Consider the following 19,032-nt stretch of genomic DNA (forward strand, 5'->3'; position numbering starts at 1 on the left):
ACGATGAATGCCTCCCACACCCCGTTTGAACGCGGCCTCGCCGTACTGCAGGCTTTCTCCGCCGACAACCCGACCCTTTCCGTGACCGAGGTGAGTGCGCAAACCGGCATTCCCTATGCGGCGGTTTATCGCTGCCTGTACACGCTGAACAAAATGGGCTTCGTCCAGCGCGAGGCAAAAGGCTATTTCAGCGTGACGGCAAAAGTGCTGGCCCTGAGCCAGGCATACCGCAAGGCCCTGGATCGGCCAGCACCGATCAGGTTTTGAGCAGCACGCCGTTCAAGTCGTGTGCGGAAACGGCATGCGCCATCGATTCCGCCTCGTAAATGTCGATGATCATCTTGATGAGCAGTTTGACATCGTTGGATTCGTCGAGTAGGCGGGTGCTGAGAATGATCGGCGACACCATATTGGGCACATCCAGCTCCCGATAGCTGACATCCTCGCGCTTCAGACCCTGCACGCTGGAGGGAACGATCGCGATGCCGACCCCGGCCGCCACCAACCCTATCGCGATCTGCAGCTCGCGCGCCTCGTAGATGCTTCTTGGCTCCAGCGCCCGGTCATGAAACGCCGCCAGCACCTGATCGGCAAAACTCGGGCGCGGCGATTTCGGGAACACGATCAGCGTCTCCATGGCGATATCCTGCAGCGACAGTGCGGGCTTGGTCGCCAGCGGGTGCTCGCTGGGCAAGGCCGCCATCAGGCGCTCCTCGCGCAACACGATGCGGCGCACATTGGGATCTTCGTGACGGATGCGGCCGAACCCGACGTCGATGCGGCCCTCCTTGAGCGCGCCGATCTGTTCCATCGTGGTCATTTCGTGCAGGCTCAGTTCGATGGTCTTGTGCGCGTCGCGGAAGCGCCGAATGATCTTGGGCAACATGCCGTACAGCGTCGAGCCGACAAAACCGATCGACATCTTGCTGTCGATGATCCCGATGCGCTGGGTCATCGCCCTGAGCTCGCGCGTCTGCGACAGCAACTGTAAGGCATGGCCATAGAAGAACTGCCCGGCCTCAGTCAGCTTGAGCGGGCGCGAGCCGCGCTCGATCAGCACCACCCCGAGATCGTCTTCCAATTGTTGAATCTGGCGACTCAATGGCGGCTGGGCGATATGCAGCCGCTCGGCCGCGCGCGTGATGTTGCCTTCTTCGGCGACGGCAACGAAGTAACGCAGGTGGCGCAGTTCCATAGCAAACCTCCAGGGCATCACGACCCCGCACCGTTGGCCGAAAGCCACGCGGCGGGAGTGTCGTATCAGAAAGAGTGTCGATAGGCGCCCGCAGCAGGCGGCCGGGTCGGCGCCGGATGAGGGACGGACGCCGCGGGGACGTGGCCCCGCTAAGTACCCTTGGCCTGCCGCTGGTGCGGCTTGTTCAGCACCAGGTAGGCGATGCAGCCGATCACCACGCCCCAGAAGGCCGAACCCAGGCCGAGAAAACTCATGCCGGAGGCGGTGGCGAGAAAGGTGATCATCGACGCCTCGCGGTGATCGGCTTCCTCCACCGCGCCCAGCACGTTGGCCGAAATCGCCCCGATCAGCGCCAGCCCCGCCAGCACGGCGACGAATTCCTTGGGCAAGGCGGTGAACAGCAGCACGATGGTGCTGCCGAACATCCCGCCGATCAGGTAGAACGCCCCGTTGGCGATGCCCGCGACGTAACGCCGCGACGGGTCGTCGTGCGCGTCCTTGCCGGTGCACAGCGCGGCGGTGATGGCAGCGATGACGATGGTGATGCCGCCGAAGAACGCCACCACCAGCGAGGCCAGGCTGGTGACGGTGATGATCGGCTTGGCCGGGGTGTCGTAACCCGACACGCGCAGCACCGCCATGCCGGGCAGATGCTGTCCGGTCAGGCTCACCATCACCAACGGCAGCGCCAGGCTCAGCGTGGTGCCCAGCGTCCACTCCGGGCGGATGAACTGCGGCGTGGCCAGACTGAGCCGCACATCGCCCAGGTGGGTCTGCCCCAGCAGCACGGCCAGCGCGGCGCCGCAGAGCAGCACCAGCACGATGCAGTAACGCGGCAACAGCCGCTTGAACAGCAGGTAGGCGCCGACCATGCCGAACGCCAGCACCGGCATCGAGCCGACCGACTTGAAGGCGCTGGCGCCGAACTGGAACAGGATGCCCGCCATCATCCCGGCGGCGATACCCTTGGGAATGTGGCGCATGAGGCGGTCGAACGAGCCCGACGCGCCGATCAGCAACAGCACCACGGCGGCGGTGAGATAGGCTCCCACCGCCTGGTTCAGCGTGACGCCGGGAAACAGCGTCACCAGCAAGGCGGTGCCGGGCGCGGACCAGGCGGTCACCACCGGCACCTTGAGGCGCCAGCTCAGCACGATGCCGGACACCGCCGCGCCCATCGAGATGGCCCAGACCCAGGACGAGATCATCTCGTTGGGCATGTTGGCCACCTTGGCGGCCTGGAAAAAGATCACCAGCGGACCAGAATAGGAAATCAGCACCGCGAGGAAGCCGGCGGTGATGGCGGAGAGCGACCAGTCCTGGCGCAGCGAACCGCTCGCATCGGGTGCCGGGGACGCCAAAGAACGGTCTTGGGATGAATTGTTCATTGAGTATGCCTCATCAAAAAATGACCTCTCACCCATCAGGATGAGAGGTCCGAACGCGATGATGCAAGAGGGACTCGTGGGTGGCGCCTAGCCCAGATCGCCGCCGCCGACCGGTAACACCGTGCCGGTAATATAGGACGCCTCGTCCGACGCCAGGAACAGGATCGCGCGCACCTGCTCGTCGATGGTGCCGTAACGGTGCATCAGGCTGCTGGAAAGGGTCTGGTCGACGATGCCCTGGTACCAGACTTTTTCCTGTTCGCTCATAGGCGCGCTATTGCGCGGCACCTTGCGCGGCGGCGCCTCGGTGCCGCCGGTGGCCACGGCGTTGACACGGATGCCGTCCTCGGCGTGCTCGAAGGCGAGGCTCGCGGTGAGCGCGTTCACCCCGCCCTTGGCGGCGGAATACGGAATACGGTAGATACCACGCGTGGCGATCGACGACACGTTGACGATCACCCCCTGCTGGCGCTCGACCATGCCCGGCAGCACGGCGCGGCAGCACCACAGCGTGGGGAACAGCGAGCGGCGGATTTCGGCCTCGATCTGCGCCTCCTCGTATTCCTGATAGGGCTTGGCCCAGATGGTGCCGCCGACGTTGTTGATCAGCACGTCGACGCGGCCGTAGGCCTCCTCGGCGGCTTCCACCACGAGCTGGGCGCCGTTGTAGGTTTCCAGGTCCGCCGTCACCACCGTGGCCTGGCCACCCCCGGCCTTGATCTCGCCAGCCACCTCGTGCACCAGCTCGGAACGGTCGGCCAGCACAACTAGCCCGCCCTCTTCCGCCACACTCAGAGCGACGCCGCGCCCGATACCCTGGGCCGCGCCAGTGACGATGACCACCTTGTCCTTGAAACGTGTGCTCATGGTTCAGGCCTCGCTGCTGGCGGAGAATTTTTCATACAGGAAGCTCGCCGGGGTCACGCCCGACTGCTGCAGCCAGCCGCGCACCGCCTCCACCATCGCCACCGGGCCGCACAGATAGACGTCCACGTCGCCGGCGTTGAGCCATTCCGGCTCGATGTGCTGCGTGACGTAACCCTTGCGCGGATGGGCGCTCTCGGCCGCCACCACACAGGTACGGTAGTCGAACTGCGGCAGCCGGGCCTTGATGGTATCCAATTGCTCCAGCGCCACCAGGTCGACGTCGTTGGTCACGCCAAACACCATGCGGATCGGCTGCGTGCTGCCGCTTTCGGCCAACACGTCGAGCATCGACAGGAACGGCGCGATGCCGGTACCGCCGGCCAGGAACAGCACCGGCCGCGCCACTTCGCGCAGGTAGAAGCTGCCGTACGGGCCGGCAAACGTCATGCGCTCGCCCACTTTGGCGTCATGGCTCAGGAAGTGGCTCATGCGACCGTTCGGCACGTTGCGCACCACGAACGCGGCCTCGCTGGCGCCGGGTGCCGAGCTGAACGAATACGCGCGGGTCAGTTCAGTGCCGGGAATGCCGACGTTGACGTACTGGCCCGGCAGGAAGGAAAGACTCGCCGGATCATCGAGCTTGATCGAGAAGCCGATGGTGGAGTCGGACAGCGGCCGCACCGCCGCGATGGTGCCGCCGAAGCTCGACACGCCGGTCTTGCACGCCACCGACGAAGCCGGGATCTTGATCACGCAGTCCGACTTGGGGCGGGTCTGGCACGTCAGGATGTAGCCCTGCTCGGCATCATCCGGGGCCAGGGCGTCTTCGATGTAGCTCGATTCCGGCAGGTCGTACTCGCCCGACTCGCACAAGCAGCGGCAGGTACCGCAGGCGCCGTCGCGGCAATCCAGCGGAAGATTGACCTTCTGGCGATACGCCGCGTCGGACAGCTTTTCGTTTTCGTTGCAGCTGATGAAACGGGTGACGCCGTCCTCGAATTGAAGTGCGATGTTGTAGCTCATGATTCCTACTCCTGCCGTACCGAGCCGCGCCTCCCCGTCCCGCGTCGCCGCGCCGTCCTGTCCAATACAAGACGGCGGGCGCGCTGCGCCGGGAGGGCCGGCGGCTCTCGATGCTTGCTTAAATGTGGTAGACGTCGATTACCTGGTGGATGTAATCGTTCTTCAGCACCACATACTTGTTGCGGATCTTCGGGCTCGCGCCGGAAAAGTCGATCACGTAACGCGCCATGCCGAAATGGCTGTAGTTGGTCTTGTAACGGTGGCTCAGCGTGTGCCAGTTGAAGCGCACCGTGACCAGGTCGCCCTCCTGCTTTTCCAGCTCCACGTTGCTGATGTTGTGGCTGGTGCGGGTGTCCGGCATGGTGGCGCTGGAGCGCTCGGTCTTGATGCGGAACACGCGATCTTCCAGGCCCTGGCGGTTGGCGTAGTAGATCAGCGAGATTTCGCGCTGCGGGTCGGTGACGAGCTTGTCGTCATCGTCCCACGACGGCATCCAGAACTCGGCGTCCGGGTGGTAGCACTCGAGCCACTCGTCCCACTGCTCGTCGTCCAGCAGGCGGCTTTCGCGGTAGAGAAAGCTGCGGATCTGCTCCATGTTGACGTTGCTCATGCCTGTTCTCCTTCCTCGCGCACGGCGTGCTTCATCACGTCCAGCCAGTAGCGGTGCTGCACCGTGTACAGGCCCTCGTCCTCGGTCTTGACCCCGCTCAGTACCGGCTTGAGGCCGATCTTCTTCGCCGCCTCGTCGGCGCCTTCGATCCAGTGTGTGGAACCGCGGCACATGTCGTTCCATTCCAGCGCGATGCCGGAGTAACCCTGCTGGCAGGCGCGGAATTCTTCCAGATCGTCCGGCGTGGCCATGCCGCTGGCGTTGAAGAAGTCCTCGTACTGGCGGATGCGGCGCGCGCGCGCCTCGTCCGACTCGCCCTTGGGCGCGATGCAGTAGATGGTGACTTCGGACTTGTTCACCGACAGCGGGCGCACCACGCGAATCTGCGAGCCGAATTGGTCCATCAGGTACACGTTCGGGTACAGGCACAGGTTGCGGGAGTTGCGCACCATCCAGTCCGCCATCTCGGGGCCGAGCTTTTCGGCGTACTCGTCGCGGCGTGCGAAGTTGGGGCGGTCTTCCGGGTTGGCCCATTGCGTCCACAGCAGCATGTGGCCGTGCTCGAAGGCGTAGAAGCCCCCGCCCTGCTTGCCCCACTTGCCGGCGTCCATGGCGCGGGTGGTATCGACGCGCTCGCTCTGTTCCTTGCGGTGGCTGGTGGTGGCGGCGTAGTTCCAGTGCACGGCGGAGACGTGGTAGCCGTCGGCGCCATTTTCGGCGGTCAGCTTCCAGTTGCCGTCGAAGGTGTAGGTCGACGAGCCACGCAGCACTTCCAGCCCTTCGGCCGACTGGTCGACGATCATGTCGATGATCTTGGCCGCTTCACCGAGGAATTCGGTCAGCGGCTTGACGTTTTCGTTCAGGCTGCCGAACAGGAAACCGCGGTAGTTCTCGAAGCGTGCCACCTTCTTCAGGTCGTGCGAGCCTTCCTTGTTGAAGCAATCCGGGTAACCGGCGTCTTCCGGGTCCTTCACCTTCAACAGTTTGCCGCTGTTGTTGAAGGTCCAGCCGTGGAACGGGCAGGTGTAGGTCGCCTTGTTGCCGCGCTTGTGACGGCACAGCGTGGCGCCACGGTGGGTACACGCGTTGATGAAGGCGTTCAGCTCACCCTGGCGATTGCGGGCGATGAATACCGGCTGCCGGCCCATGGTGGTGGTGTAGTAATCGTTGACGTTCGGGATCTGGCTCTCGTGCGCGAGGTAGATCCAGTTGCCCTCGAAGATGTACTTCATTTCGAGTTCGAACAGCGCTTCGTCGGTGAAAACACTGCGGTGCACGCGGTAGTCGCCGGTCTGCGGGTTCTCGATCAGGTAATCGTCCAGCTTCTTCAGCTTCGGGGTGGCATCGGGATGGATGGGGATCATTGCCGTTCTCCTCTATCGGGACAAGTGGACCCTGCCGGGCAGGGCCCGTCCCTGTTGCTCTATGCTCGGTATCGATCAGGCGCTGGCGCGTTTGCGTTCGACTTCGGTGGTCGGCGCGGCCGCGGTTTCGCCGTTGAGGCGGAAGTCGAAGTCGATCGAGGCGAACGGCTTCTGCAGGCCCTTCCTGTCGATCTCGGCCGCGTCGGTGATGCGGTTCACCGCCGGCACCAGACCCTCGCGGCTGGCGAAGGCGAAGTCGTCCCACAGGTAGTCGTCACCGTCGATGTTGATCTGCGTGGTCAGCTTGCGGTGGCCGGCGGCGGTCACGAAGAAGTGGATGTGCGCCGGACGGCGGCCGTGGCGGCCGAGCAGGTTCAACAGGCGCTGGGTGGTGCCTTGCGGCGGACAGCCGTAGCCCATCGGCATGATGCTGCGGAACTGGTAGCGGCCGTTGGCGTCGGTGACGATGGTGCGGCGCAGGTTGAAGTCCGACTGGCTCTTGTCGAAGAACGAGTAGTTGCCCATCAGGTTGGCATGCCACGCTTCGACCTGGGCGCCCGGCAGCGGCTTGCCGTCGGCGTCGTACACGGTGCCCTGCATGAACAGCACTTCGCCCTGCTCCACCTCGCTGCCGTCGTCCATGCGGGCGAAGCCTTCCGACTTCGGCGCGCCGGCGACGTAGAGCGGGCCTTCGATGGTGCGCGGGGTGCCGCCGGTGAGACCGGCTTTCGCTTCGGCTTCGTCCATGCGGATGTCGACGAAGCGTTCCAGACCCAGGCCGGCGGCCAGCAGCCCCAGTTCGTGGGTGGCGCCGGCTTCGGCGAAGTACTCCAGGCCTTTCCAGACTTCGCTCGGGCTGAGGTCGAGGTCTTCGATGGCCTTGAACAGGTCGCTGGTCAGGCGCACCGCGATCTGCTGCACGCGCGGGTTGACTTCGCCGGTGGCGGTGTCGACCAGGAAGCTTTTTACCAGGGCGTCGATTTCTGCGTGTGTCATGTCTCTACTCCTCATTTATATCGTCGTGCCAATGCGTTGTGGCATTCCGTTCAACCGGCCGAACGCATTTCACGGCCTTGTCTCGGGCTGAATGGGTGGGGGTTCGGGGCTTAGCGGTCGTCGTCCCGGATCGACGAGGGGTGGCGGCACAGCGGCGTGACCTCGATCGTCATGTACGGGAACAGCGGCAGGGTCGACACCAGCTGGTGCAGTTCGTCGACGCTCTCGACGTCGAACAGGCTGACGTTGGCGTACTGCCCGGCGACGCGCCACAGGTGGCGCCACTTGCCGGCGCGCTGCAGCGCCTGCGCCTGTTCCTTCTCGACTTGCTTCAGCGCGGCGGCCTCGGCGGCCGGCATCGCGGGCGGCAGATTCACTTCCATGCGTACGTGGAACAGCATCTCGTCCATCCTTTCCAGTTGATCTTTTGGTGAAACCCGGCGGGTCATTTATTTCCGGCGCAAGAAGGCCAGCTTGTCCCGGTCGATCTGGATGCCCAGGCCCGGTCCGGTCGGCACCTGCAGCATGAAATCCCGGTACTGCAGCGGCTCGACGAGGATTTCCTCGGTCAAGAGCAGCGGGCCGAACAGTTCGGTGCCGAAGGCGAGCTCGCCGAAGGTGGCGAAGACGTGGGCCGAGGCGGCGGTGCCGACCGCGCCTTCCAGCATGGTGCCGCCGTACAGGCCGATGCCGGCGAGCTGGGCGATATCGGCCACCTGCTTGGCCGGGATCAGGCCGCCAGACTGGGCGATCTTGACCGCGAACACGTCGGCGTCGGCGTCCTTGGCGAACTCGAAGGCGCTGAGCGGGCCGTGCAGCGCCTCGTCGGCCATCACCGGCACGGCGAACTGGCGCGCCAGGCGGGCCAGCCCGGCGCGGTTCTCGGCGCGCACCGGCTGTTCGATCAGGTCGACGCCGCCGTCCTGCAGCGCGGCGATGCCGTTGACGGCGTCGAGCTCGCTCCAGGCCTGGTTGACGTCGACGCGTACGCTCACCGCGTCGCCGAGCGCCTTCTTGATGGCGAGCACGTGCTTGACGTCGTCGGCCACCGGGCGCAGGCCGATCTTGAGCTTGAAGATGCGGTGGCGGCGCTGCTCGAGCATGCTCTCGGCTTCGGCGATGTCGCGGGCGGTGTCGCCGCTGGCCAGGGTCCAGGCCACCGGCAGCGCGTCGCGCAGGCGGCCGCCCAAGAGTTCGGAGAGCGGGATGCCGAGGCGGCGCGCCTGGGCGTCCAGCAGCGCGGTTTCCAGCGCGCACTTGGCGAAGCGGTTGCCCTGGATGACCTTGCGCACCCGCGCCATCGTCGCGGCGACGTTGCGCGCCTCCTGACCGATCAGCAGCGGGGCGATGTGCGTGTCGATGTTGACCTTGACGCTCTCGGGACTCTCGTCGCCGTAGTTCAGGCCGCCGATGGTGGTCGCCTCACCCCAGCCCTTGATCCCGTCTTCGCACTGCACGCGCACCAGCACCAGGGTCTGGGTGTTCATGGTGGCCACCGACAACTTGTGCGGGCGGATGGTGGGCACATCGACTAGAATGGTTTCGATTGATCTGATCATGTCTTTAGGATATGGAAGTAAATCTGTTTGACCTGGTACGAAGCATAAGTAGTTGATTTCACACCGTCCAACACTGATTTAGTATCACTTTTATACCTGGGAGGTATGGTTTTGGAGCTGCGCCATTTACGCTATTTCATCGCCGTGGCGGAGGAACTGAACTTCACCCGGGCCGCCGAACGCCTGCACATCGCCCAGCCGCCGCTAAGCCGGCAAATCCAGCAGCTGGAGGAGGATCTGGGGGTGCAGTTATTCGAGCGGAATGCCCGGCCGCTGAAGCTCACCGAGGCGGGGCGCTTCTTCTATGCGCACGCCCAGCAGCTGCTGGCGCAAACCGCCGAGCTCGCGGCCATGACCCAGCGCGTGGGAAAAATCGAGCGGAAGATGTCGATCGGCTTCGTCGCATCGACGCTGTACGGCATGCTGCCCAAGGTGATCCGGCGCTTCAGAACGCGGTTTCCCGAGATCGAACTGAGCCTGCACGACATGACCACCATGGAGCAGATCCAGGCGCTCAAGGAGGGACGCATCGACGTCGGGTTCGGCCGCATCCGCCACGAGGACCCCAACGTGCGCCGCATCCTGCTGCGCGATGAGCGCCTGATGGTGGCGCTGCCGTCAGGGCATCCCCTGCTGTTGGCCAAACCGGTGTTATCGCTGAAGGATGTGGCGATGGAAACGGTGATCATTTTCCCCAAGAGCCCGCGTCCGAGCTTCGCCGACCAGGTGCTGGCGGCCTTTCACGACAGGGCGATTGAACCGAAATCGATTTACGAGGTGCGCGAACTGCAGATCGCCCTGGGATTGGTCGCGGCCGGCGAGGGCGTATCCATCGTGCCCAGCAGCGTGAAGGGGTTGAAGCGGGAAGATGTCAGCTACATTGAGCTGGACGACCCGCAATTGGTGTCGCCGATCATCCTGAGCACTCGCCTGCTGGATGAATCGGACGACATCAAGGCATTGCTGGAGATGATTTACGATCTGTACCGGGAACAGAATATCGAGTTCTACCCGGGCAATTAGCCGGAGCACCCGGCCTTGCCGGCACCAGTGAAGAAGCAACCGCGGTGCTCCGGCTTGAGCGCCCCACCGGCCACCCCGCCCTAATGAAAAAAGGGGACATCGCACGATGCCCCCTTCTCGTTCACTCCGGCGATTCAACGCTTCAGCCGCCGGTACCGCCCACCGTGAGTCCGCCGTCGATGCGCAGCGTCGGCTGACCCACGCCCACCGGCACGCTTTGCCCTTCCTTGCCGCACACGCCGACCCCGGCGTCGAGTTGCAGATCGTTGCCGATCATCGACACGTAGTGCAGCACGTCGGGACCATTGCCGATCAGCGTGGCACCCTTGACCGGGTAGCTCAGCTTGCCGTCCTCGATGCGCCACGCCTCCGACGCCGAGAACACGAACTTGCCGCTGGTGATGTCCACCTGACCGCCGCCGAAATTCACCGCGTACAGGCCGTCCTTCACCGAGGCGATAATCTCCTGCGGATCGTGCTGGCCGGCCAACATGTAGGTATTGGTCATGCGCGGCATCGGAATGTGGGCGTAAGACTCACGCCGGCCGTTGCCGGTCGGTGCCACCCCCATCAGTCGGGCATTCATCTCGTCCTGCATATAGCCCTTGAGAATGCCGTCCTCGATCAGCATGGTGCACTCGGTCTGGTTGCCCTCGTCGTCGATGGCAAGCGAGCCGCGCCGCGACGCCAGGGTGCCGTCGTCCACCACGGTGACGCCGGGCGACGCCACGCGCTGGCCGATGCGGCCGCTGAACGCCGAGGTGCCCTTGCGGTTGAAGTCCCCCTCCAGTCCGTGGCCGATCGCCTCGTGCAGCAACACCCCCGGCCAGCCCGGGCCGAGCACCACGGTCATCTGCCCGGCCGGCGCCGGACGCGCCTGCAGGTTCACTTTGGCCTGCTCGACCGCCTGGCGCACGTAGCGCTCGACCACTTCATCGGTGAAATGCGACAGATCGACCCGGCCGCCGCCACCGCTGCTGCCGGACTCGCGCCGGCCGTCCTGCTCGGCGATCACGTACACCGACATGCGCACCAGCGGGCGCACATCGGCCGCGCGCACGCCGTCGTGGCGCGCCAGGTAGATCACGTCGTACTCGGAGGCCAGGCCCGCCATCACCTGGATGATGCTCGGGTCCATGGCGCGCGCCAGCTTCTCGACCTTTTCCAGCAGCGCCACCTTGGCCGCCGCCTCCAGGCTGGCGCAGGGATCGAGCGCCGGGTACAGCGCTCGACTGCTGCGCGGAGAAACCGAACCCACCGAACCGCTGCCACCGCTGCGACCGATCTCGCGCACCGCGTCGGCGGCACGCATCAGCGCTTCGGTGTTGATCTCGTCGGAATAGGCGAAGGCGGTCTTTTCTCCCGCCACGGCGCGCACCCCGACACCTTGGTCGATATTGAAGCTGCCCGACTTGACGATGCCCTCCTCCAGACTCCAACCCTCGTGGCGGGTGTACTGGAAATAGAGATCGGCATAGTCGACCTGGTGCTCGGTCATGCGCGCCAGGGTGCGCTCGAGATCACGCTCATCAAGGCCGGAAGGGGCCAACAGCAGTTCTCGGGCGATAGAGGAGACGTCTTGCATGATGGAATCTTTCACGGCAGTACGCGGTGCGCCAGCGCCGGAAGGCGGCTGCGTACCGACTGGATAACGGAAGGGTCGATCTCGGCGAGCACCACACCCTCGCCCTTGTCTTGCTGGGCCAGAATGCGGCCCCAGGGGTCGACGATCATCGACTGGCCGTGCGTCTTGCGGCCGTTCTGGTGGGTGCCGCCCTGCGCCGAGGCGATCAGGTAGCACTGGTTCTCGATGGCGCGCGAGCGGATCAGGGGCTCCCAGTGCGCCTCGCCGGTGGTGGCGGTGAAGGCGGCCGGCAGCACGATCACGTCGACCGGCGACAGGCCGCGGTAAAGCTCGGGGAAGCGCAGGTCGTAGCAGATACTGTAGGCGATGTCGGCCAGCGGCGTGGCCACCTTGACCGGCTCGGCGCCGGGACGAATGGTGTTGGATTCGCAGTAGCTCTCACCGGTACCGGTAAATCCGAACAGGTGGATCTTGTCATAACGCGCCACCACCTCGCCCTGCGGGTTGTAGGTCAGGGTGCTGTTGAACACCCGGTCAGGCTCCGGGCACTCCAGCGGCACGGTACCGCCCACCAGCCAGATGCCGTGACGGCGCGCCATAGCGGCGAGCGCAGCCTGGATCGGGCCGGCGCCGAACGCTTCGCGCTGCGCCACCTTGTCGCTGTCCTGCTCGCCCATCAGGCAGAAGTACTCGGGCAGCACCACCAGCCGGGCTCCCTGCCCGACCGCCTCGGCAACCAGACGCGCCGCCGCCTCCAGGTTGGCCGAAACATCGGTCCCCGACACCATCTGCACGGCGGCGGCGGTAAATTTTTGCTTCATGGCTATTTTGTCTTTTCCTGATCGGCCCTTACCGTACCGACCTTGTTGACCACCGGGTCGGCGAGCGACCCCTTTACCTCGTAGTCTACCGAGAAAATCTTGCCCACGGGGTCCTGCAGCAGTTTTTGCGCCGCCAGCGCCGCCACCCCGGCCAGCGGGTTCAGCAAGGCCGCGCCGGTCGCCAGCGCCACGCTCTCCGACAAGCGCGGCTCGACCCGCACCCGGATATCCTGGGTTTCGTTGTTCAGGTCGACACGCCCCTTGATGCCGACGGCGGCGGACGGGCCGCTCATCGCCACGTTGTCGGACGTGAACACGCCGTTGCTGATGGCGGCCCGCCCGGTCAGCGAATCAAAGGCAAAGCCGTCGCTGAACATGTCGGTGAAGTCGAGGCGGATGCGGCGCGGCAACGATTGCAGACTGATCACGCCGAGCAGGCGCGCCGCCCCCGGATTCACCTTGGCAAAGCGCCCGTTGCGGAAGTCGACCGTCATCTCGCCGGACACACGCGGCAATTCGTAATCGGTCAGCCCGCCAGGCCAATGCAGCTTGCCGCCCAGCGTCCCCTCGCCCTTGCGGAAGGTGTCGCCGTAACCGAAGCGCCCCAGCAATTCGCCCAGGTTGGCGGATTCCAGCTTGAAGTCGACGTCCACCCGCGGCGTGGCACCGTCGCTGGCACGCGCCGCCCCCTGCAGCAGACCGCTGTCGGAACGCAGCACGAAGCGGTCGAGGAGCCAATCCTTGCCGGACTGCACCGCATGCAGCTCGAGCTTGCCGACGCTTCTGCCACTATAGAGCAGATTGCCCACCTCGACGTCCAGCTCGGGCAAGCTCTCGTCTTCGCCCTGAGCCGCCGGCGCCAGCACCTGCGAGGCGCTGGCCGGCAGCGGCAAGGCCAGACGGGCGATCCTGGCCTTGAGCCGGCCCTGCCCCTGCGGGTAATAATCGGCCTCGGTAACCAACTGGTCCGAGCCGAAATTCATGTGCCAGAAGGCCTGCCCCTGCTGGCGCGCGAGGCGCGCCGAGACCCCGGAGAACTGACGTGCCCCCACCTCGAGCCGCCCGGTATCGAGCTCGATCCGCCACGGCCAGTCGACCGCCCCGCCACCCGAGCCGACACCCCGGCTCTTGAGCAGGGTTTGCCATGGTTTCAGCGCGATCACCGGCTGCGCCACACGCAGCGTCAGGCCTGGGGCCGGCGGGTCGGCCACCGGACGCCCCACCGCCACCAAGGCCGCACTGAGGGCACCGTCCTCGGTCAGGCGCAGCCGACCGCCAGCGCGTTTGCTGTCAACGCTGAACCCAACCTGCCAGCCGCTCGCCGGCGCCTTGGCAGGCAGCACCTCCACCGCCAGCGGCCACGCCTCGCCCGCCGCCTTGCTGGCCGGGGCCGGCGCAGTGATGGCGGTGCCGGCCAGGTCCGAGCGCACGTTCAGGCCTTCCAGCCCCTTGCCCACCTGGAAATTGACGCTGTAGCGGGAACGGCCGGCGGCGTACGGTGCCAGGAACGGCACGTACCCCTGCAACACCTGCCCCGAGTCGGCCTCCCCATCCATGCGGAACGTCATCCGGCCACCGGGATCGGTCGCCGCCCGCAGGGTGAACGGGCCGCCCAGCGCGGTCATCCTGAGGCCGTTACTCGACACGCCCTTCTCGGTAAAGCGCAGCACGCCGCGCACACCGTCGGCGACGGGAATCGGCCAGTGCGTGAAGGCCAGCCGGTTGTCGACGAACGACAGGTCCCCGGTCACCCGGCTCGTCTGCGCGGCAGACAGGGGCACCGCAATGGTGAGGTCGAGCCGTGCCGGCCCGGCCGCCTGGATCTGCCCGGTAAAACCACCCAGCCAGCCGTCGACCGGGCTGTGCGTGGTGAACGCCAGCAGCTTGGCGAGCTCGCCCTGCGCCCGGCCCTTGATGTCGAGCAGCGGTGCGACGGCGCCGAGATCGGCGATGCCGACCGTCACGTCGCGCAGCGGCACGCCCAGCGTCGTGGCGCGCGGCGACACGATCTCCATCTTTTCGTTGTGGAAGCGCAGCAAGGCCTCGATGTCGTCGAGCTTCGGCCAACCTCGGCTGGTACTCGAGCTGGCCATGCTCGACCTGGGCTTCCACCAGGAACTCGCCGTTGCGCCCGCCCTTGAAGGGGAAATCGTCCAGATTGCCCTTGAGCTGCAGCGTCACCTTGCGCGCCTCGCCGTCCTTGAGCGCGGCACGCAGCCAGCGGATGGTGTCGGCCCCGGCGGCATACGGCAGGTAGTCGGGCACACGTACGGCCCGCACCCGGTCGATACCGGCCTTGAGATCGATCTGCCCCGCCCCGTGGCCGGTATAGCGGTACAGCCCGGACAGCCAACCTTGCAGGTCGCGGTTGCCGAAATTCAGCTGCCGGAAGGTGACGTCGACACCGCCGGCCACCCGTGCCCATTCCACATCGGCTTTCAGATGCTCGAAACCGATCGGCTGCGGAAACACCCGCGACAGCTGCAGTGACGACGCCCCGGCATCCAGTTGCAGGCGGCCGCCGGCCTGATCAAAGCGAATCTGGCCGGTCACCCCGGCCACCCCGGGAACGGGCCCGGTCTCGGCCCAGGCCAGCTGCTGGAATCCGCTCGCCACGCTGTACTTGACCGGCGCCTCGAGTCGGCCCTGCCAACTGACGCTGACATCGTGCAACTGGCCGGAGGGCGTGAATTTGCCAAACAAGGGCGATTTGTCCGCACCCACGGCGTGGATCAGCGGCGTCAGATGCGTCAGCGACGCGTTGTCCAGTTTCAAGTCGCCGCCATCCTCGGCCCAGAACCCCGAGACGCGCGAGTGATCGAAAGCCAGCCCCGTCGCGCTGGCCAGGGTCAGATCACGTGCCTCGATCTGGTACTTGCCGCCATCCCGCACCACCTCCAGCTGGCCGCCCAGCTTGGGAACGTTGAGCTCGCCGGCATCGGTCGGCGCGTAGGCCGCGTTCTTGAGGGCGACATTGGCCTTGAGCCGGTCGATGCGGCCCTGGCTGAACGCCACCTGGAACACGCCGTCGCCCTCGCCGGAACGCACCCCGCCCCACTGCTTCAGGTAGCGCGACCAGGGGCTCACCTTGACCCCCTGCCAGTCGACCCTCAGCTCGCCCTGCCATTCCTTCCATGTGCGCACGTCGTCACCGCGCCACTGTGCCGACAGCGCGATGGCTCGCCCGAGCGCGGCCGAAGGCTGGCCGGTGATTTTCAAGCCGTGGCCGAACAAGCCGCTGCTGAATTCGGCCTGCCCCTTGTCGAGCCGGAAGCGCGGCAGGCCAAGCAGGTCGTCCTGCCACGACAACCGCGCGTTGTTGATCACCAGCGAAGGCTGGTTGAGCCACCAGTTGGCGGCGCTGCCGTCGCCGGCCCGCCCCGCGCCACCGGAAGAGATATCGAAACCGTTCAGGTAGATCACGCCGTCACGCCCACGCGACAGGTCGACCACCGGTCCGTCGACCACGATATGCGCAAAGCGGGGAGACCACACCAGCAGGCTACGCCATGCCGGCGTCAGGCTGACGCGTTCGAAGCTGAGCGCCGCACCATCGCGCGGATTGGCCATGGTGACGCCGTAGAGGTCGAGCTGCGGGGCCACGCCGGCCCACTGCCCTTGCAGTTGCCGGATCGTCACCACCCGCCCGGTCTGGCGGGACAGCAGCGACGCCAGTTCGGCGCGATATTGCTCGAGGTTAGGCAAAAACCAGAAAGTGAACGCGGCGAAGGCTGCCGCCAGCACTACGCTACCGCCGGCCAGCAGCACCCCGCCCCAGCGCAGCACAAATTTGAGGGACGCGACCACCGGCAGCCGGCGAAAAGACAATCGACGCTTTTCCAAGAAAGAGAACCATTACACAATGAGAAAAATGACCGGACCGAACGATCAGAAGCGGAGCCATTATGCCAGCAAACCCCGTCCCTACCATCGACAGCAGCTGCAACTTTTCGCTTTACCTGCGTCGCCTGCTCGATGCGCACCCCGAGCAGCGCGAGCGCCTCACCGCCCGGCTGCATATGCCGTTTGACCGGCAGGAAATGGAGGAGTTTACCGACTGGGCCACATCCCTGGCTCCCGAGCTCTTCATGTCACGGTTGCGGCAGCTGCGCCAGGCCGTCATGGCGCGCCTGATCAGCCGCGACCTGGGCGGGCTGGCCGGGCTCGACGAAGTGGTCGGCACCATCAGCGAGCTGGCCGAATTCGCCGTGCAGCGCTCGCTGGTCGTCGCCCACGCCGCGCTCTCCCATTATGGCCAACCGATCGGCGAGGAAAGCGGCCAGGTCCAGGAGCTGATCGTCATCGGCATGGGCAAGCTGGGCGGCGGGGAGCTCAATGTCTCCTCGGACATCGACCTGATCTTCATCTATCCGGAAAACGGCGAGACCAACGGCGGGCGCCGCATCAGCAACATCGAGTACTTCACCCAGCTCGGCAAACAGATCATCCGCTTCATCAACGATCAGACCCCCGATGGCCAGGTGTTCCGCGTCGACATGCGCCTGCGTCCCTACGGCGACTCCGGCCCGCTGGCGATGAGCTTTGCCGCCCTGGAAAACTACCTGCTGTCGCAAGGGCGCGAATGGGAACGCTACGCGTGGATCAAGGCCAAGGCGCTCACCGGTGATACCGACGGTCTGGCCGAACTGGTGCGCCCCTTCGTCTACCGCAAGTACCTCGACTACAACGCCTACGGCGCGATGCGCGAACTGCACGTGCAGATCCGCCGAGAAGTGGCACGGCGCGACATGGCCGACAACATCAAGCTCGGGCCGGGCGGCATCCGCGAAGCCGAGTTCATCGCCCAGGTGTTCCAACTGATCCGCGGCGGCCGGGAGAAGGGCCTGCAGCTCAAGAGCACCCGTGAAACCCTCGCCCGCCTGGCCGAGATGCGCCTGCTCGAGCCCGACGCGGTGCACGAGATCATGGAAGGCTACGTGTTCCTGCGCAACCTCGAACACCGCCTGCAATACCTGGACGACCAGCAAACCCAGACGCTGCCCTCCTCGGCGGAAAATCGCGCCAAGATCGCCGGCAGCATGGGCTTTGCCGACTGGCAGGCGTTCATGGACGCCCTCAACATCCATCGCCGCCACATCACCCGCCACTTCGAACAGGTCTTCTTCCTGCCGACCGAAAACGCCGTCGCCCACCCGCTGACGCCGCTGTGGTGCGACATCGGCGACGACGACAGCATCCCGGAACAACTCGCCCGCCTGGGGTACCAGGACGGCAACAGCGTCGCCCAGCAGCTGAAGAGCCCGGCAGCGAGCCAACGCTACCAGCAGATGCCGCTCGCCAACCGCAAGAAATTCGACGCGCTGATCCCGCCGCTGATCGAGGTCGCGGCAGCACTGCCGCACCCCGACGTCACGCTCGCCCGCATCATCACCCTGCTGGAAACAATCAGCCGCCGTGCCTCCTATCTGGCGCTCCTGACCGAATACCCGCAGACGCTGCAGCGCCTGGCCTCGCTCTACGCCAGCAGCTCCTGGGTGTCGAACTACCTGACCCGCCATCCCATCCTGCTCGATGAACTACTGGACGCCCGCGTGCTCTACGCCACCCCGGACTGGCCGCAACTGGCCGCGCAGCTGGAAGAGCAGCTTTCGGCCAACCCTGGCGACACCGAGGGCAAGATGGACGCGCTGCGCCACTTCAAGCACACCCAGACCTTCCGCCTGGTGGCACAGGATCTGGCCGGCATGTGGACGGTCGAGGCCCTGTCCGACGAGCTCTCCCGGCTGGCCGATACCGTACTCGAGGCGACCCTGCGCCACGCCTGGCTGGAAATGCCGACACGACACCGCGACGTCCCGCGCTTTGCCATCATCGGCTACGGCAAACTGGGCGGCAAAGAGCTGGGCTATGCCTCGGACCTCGACATCATCTTCCTGCACGACGACCCCCACCCCGACGCCGCCGACCTCTACTCGCGCCTGACGCGCAAGATGTCGACCTCGCTCACCAGCGTCACCTCGGCCGGCATCCTGTACGACATCGACCTGCGCCTGCGCCCGAACGGCTCCAGCGGCCTCTTGGTCAGCTCGCTGGAAGCCTTCGAGAAATACCAGCACCACGACGCCTGGGTGTGGGAGCACCAGTGCCATGACCCGGGCCCGCTTCGTCGCCGGCGATGCCGCCATCGGCGAACGCTTCGAGGTCATCCGTCACGACGTCCTCACCCTGCACCGCGATCCTGCCGTGCTGCGCGAGGACGTGCTGGCCATGCGCCAGCGCATGCTCGAATCGCACCCGGCGCGGGAAGACGACGTCAAGCACGCCCGCGGCGGCATCATCGACATCGAGTTCCTGGTGCAATACCTGATCCTGGCCCATGCCCACGAACTGCCGACCCTGACCCGCAACGCCGGCAACATCGCGCTCCTGGGCGTGGCGGCCGATGCCGGCTTGATCGATGCAGGACTGGCCGCCGCCGCGCGCGAAGCCTACCGCCACTATCGTCGCCTGCAGCACGCCGCCCGCCTCAACGACGGCAACAGGATCGAGGTAAACGACAAGTTGCGGCATTTCTACCACCAGGCCCAAGCCTTGTGGCAAGCCGTGCTGGGCGGCTAGCCCGGAAACCGGCCCGGGGCTG

The 19,032-nt window shown here is 65.7% G+C and carries 14 protein-coding genes and 2 pseudogenes; 3 read left to right on the forward strand and 13 right to left on the reverse strand.

Annotation, left to right across the window (positions count from 1 at the left end; translation table 11 throughout):
• Positions 1 to 3 precede the first annotated feature (3 nt).
• Positions 4 to 267 carry a helix-turn-helix domain-containing protein gene (locus ABKF58_RS17325; protein WP_008953954.1) on the forward strand — a complete coding sequence of 88 codons (264 nt, stop codon included), beginning with the start codon at positions 4 to 6 and terminating at the stop codon, positions 265 to 267.
• Here the strand turns inward: ABKF58_RS17325 and ABKF58_RS17330 are convergent.
• From ABKF58_RS17330 to ABKF58_RS17370, 9 genes are all read right to left on the reverse strand, one after another.
• Positions 257 to 1,195, reverse strand: coding sequence for a LysR family transcriptional regulator (locus tag ABKF58_RS17330; protein ID WP_482582329.1), 939 nt, complete (start codon positions 1,193 to 1,195; stop codon positions 257 to 259). The two genes, ABKF58_RS17325 and ABKF58_RS17330, sit on opposite strands and share 11 nt — an antisense overlap.
• 149 nt (positions 1,196 to 1,344) lie before the next feature.
• Positions 1,345 to 2,583, reverse strand: coding sequence for a benzoate/H(+) symporter BenE family transporter (locus tag ABKF58_RS17335; protein WP_482582331.1), 1,239 nt, complete (start codon positions 2,581 to 2,583; stop codon positions 1,345 to 1,347).
• An 87-nt stretch (positions 2,584 to 2,670) separates the two neighbouring features.
• Positions 2,671 to 3,450, reverse strand: a complete 780-nt coding sequence (locus ABKF58_RS17340) for a 1,6-dihydroxycyclohexa-2,4-diene-1-carboxylate dehydrogenase (protein WP_482582332.1) — start codon at positions 3,448 to 3,450, stop codon at positions 2,671 to 2,673.
• 3 nt (positions 3,451 to 3,453) lie between these two features.
• Positions 3,454 to 4,473, reverse strand: a complete 1,020-nt coding sequence (benC, locus tag ABKF58_RS17345; protein ID WP_482582334.1) for a benzoate 1,2-dioxygenase electron transfer component BenC — start codon at positions 4,471 to 4,473, stop codon at positions 3,454 to 3,456.
• A gap of 118 nt (positions 4,474 to 4,591) precedes the next feature.
• Complete coding sequence (gene benB / locus ABKF58_RS17350; protein ID WP_482582335.1) at positions 4,592 to 5,083, reverse strand: benzoate 1,2-dioxygenase small subunit; 492 nt, start codon at positions 5,081 to 5,083, stop codon at positions 4,592 to 4,594.
• Positions 5,080 to 6,447, reverse strand: coding sequence for a benzoate 1,2-dioxygenase large subunit (gene benA, locus ABKF58_RS17355; protein ID WP_482582337.1), 1,368 nt, complete (start codon positions 6,445 to 6,447; stop codon positions 5,080 to 5,082). Before benA ends, benB begins: the two co-directional genes overlap by 4 nt.
• A gap of 75 nt (positions 6,448 to 6,522) precedes the next feature.
• Positions 6,523 to 7,443, reverse strand: coding sequence for a catechol 1,2-dioxygenase (gene catA / locus ABKF58_RS17360; RefSeq protein ID WP_008953947.1), 921 nt, complete (start codon positions 7,441 to 7,443; stop codon positions 6,523 to 6,525).
• A gap of 110 nt (positions 7,444 to 7,553) precedes the next feature.
• Positions 7,554 to 7,844 carry a muconolactone Delta-isomerase gene (gene catC, locus ABKF58_RS17365; protein ID WP_008955679.1) on the reverse strand — a complete coding sequence of 97 codons (291 nt, stop codon included), beginning with the start codon at positions 7,842 to 7,844 and terminating at the stop codon, positions 7,554 to 7,556.
• 48 nt (positions 7,845 to 7,892) lie between these two features.
• A complete protein-coding gene (locus ABKF58_RS17370; RefSeq protein WP_482582338.1) occupies positions 7,893 to 9,002 on the reverse strand; it encodes a muconate/chloromuconate family cycloisomerase in 1,110 nt (369 codons plus the stop codon).
• Positions 9,003 to 9,113: 111 nt separating this feature from the next.
• On the opposite strand from ABKF58_RS17370, the gene ABKF58_RS17375 reads away from it, so the two are divergent.
• Positions 9,114 to 10,025 carry a LysR family transcriptional regulator gene (locus ABKF58_RS17375; protein ID WP_482582340.1) on the forward strand — a complete coding sequence of 304 codons (912 nt, stop codon included), beginning with the start codon at positions 9,114 to 9,116 and terminating at the stop codon, positions 10,023 to 10,025.
• 142 nt (positions 10,026 to 10,167) lie between these two features.
• Here the strand turns inward: ABKF58_RS17375 and tldD are convergent, their stop codons facing one another.
• The 4 genes and pseudogenes from tldD to ABKF58_RS17395 form a co-directional block, all read right to left on the reverse strand.
• The gene (gene tldD, locus ABKF58_RS17380; protein WP_482582342.1) at positions 10,168 to 11,610 is read right to left on the reverse strand and encodes a metalloprotease TldD; all 1,443 of its coding nucleotides are present in this window, start codon (positions 11,608 to 11,610) and stop codon (positions 10,168 to 10,170) included.
• 11 nt (positions 11,611 to 11,621) lie between these two features.
• On the reverse strand, positions 11,622 to 12,431 hold the full coding sequence (locus ABKF58_RS17385; RefSeq protein WP_482582344.1) for a carbon-nitrogen hydrolase family protein: 810 nt from the start codon (positions 12,429 to 12,431) through the stop codon (positions 11,622 to 11,624).
• Between the two features lie 2 nt (positions 12,432 to 12,433).
• Positions 12,434 to 14,524, reverse strand: coding sequence for a YhdP family protein (locus ABKF58_RS17390; protein WP_482582346.1), 2,091 nt, complete (start codon positions 14,522 to 14,524; stop codon positions 12,434 to 12,436).
• A gap of 28 nt (positions 14,525 to 14,552) precedes the next feature.
• Positions 14,553 to 16,238 (reverse strand): annotated as a pseudogene (locus tag ABKF58_RS17395) (YhdP family phospholipid transporter); the annotation flags it as partial.
• 98 nt (positions 16,239 to 16,336) lie between these two features.
• Here ABKF58_RS17395 and glnE point away from each other — a divergent pair.
• Positions 16,337 to 19,010, forward strand: a pseudogene (glnE, locus tag ABKF58_RS17400) (bifunctional [glutamate--ammonia ligase]-adenylyl-L-tyrosine phosphorylase/[glutamate--ammonia-ligase] adenylyltransferase).
• Positions 19,011 to 19,032: the final 22 nt, after the last annotated feature.

Source organism: Pseudogulbenkiania sp. AW2-16 (assembly GCF_056824575.1).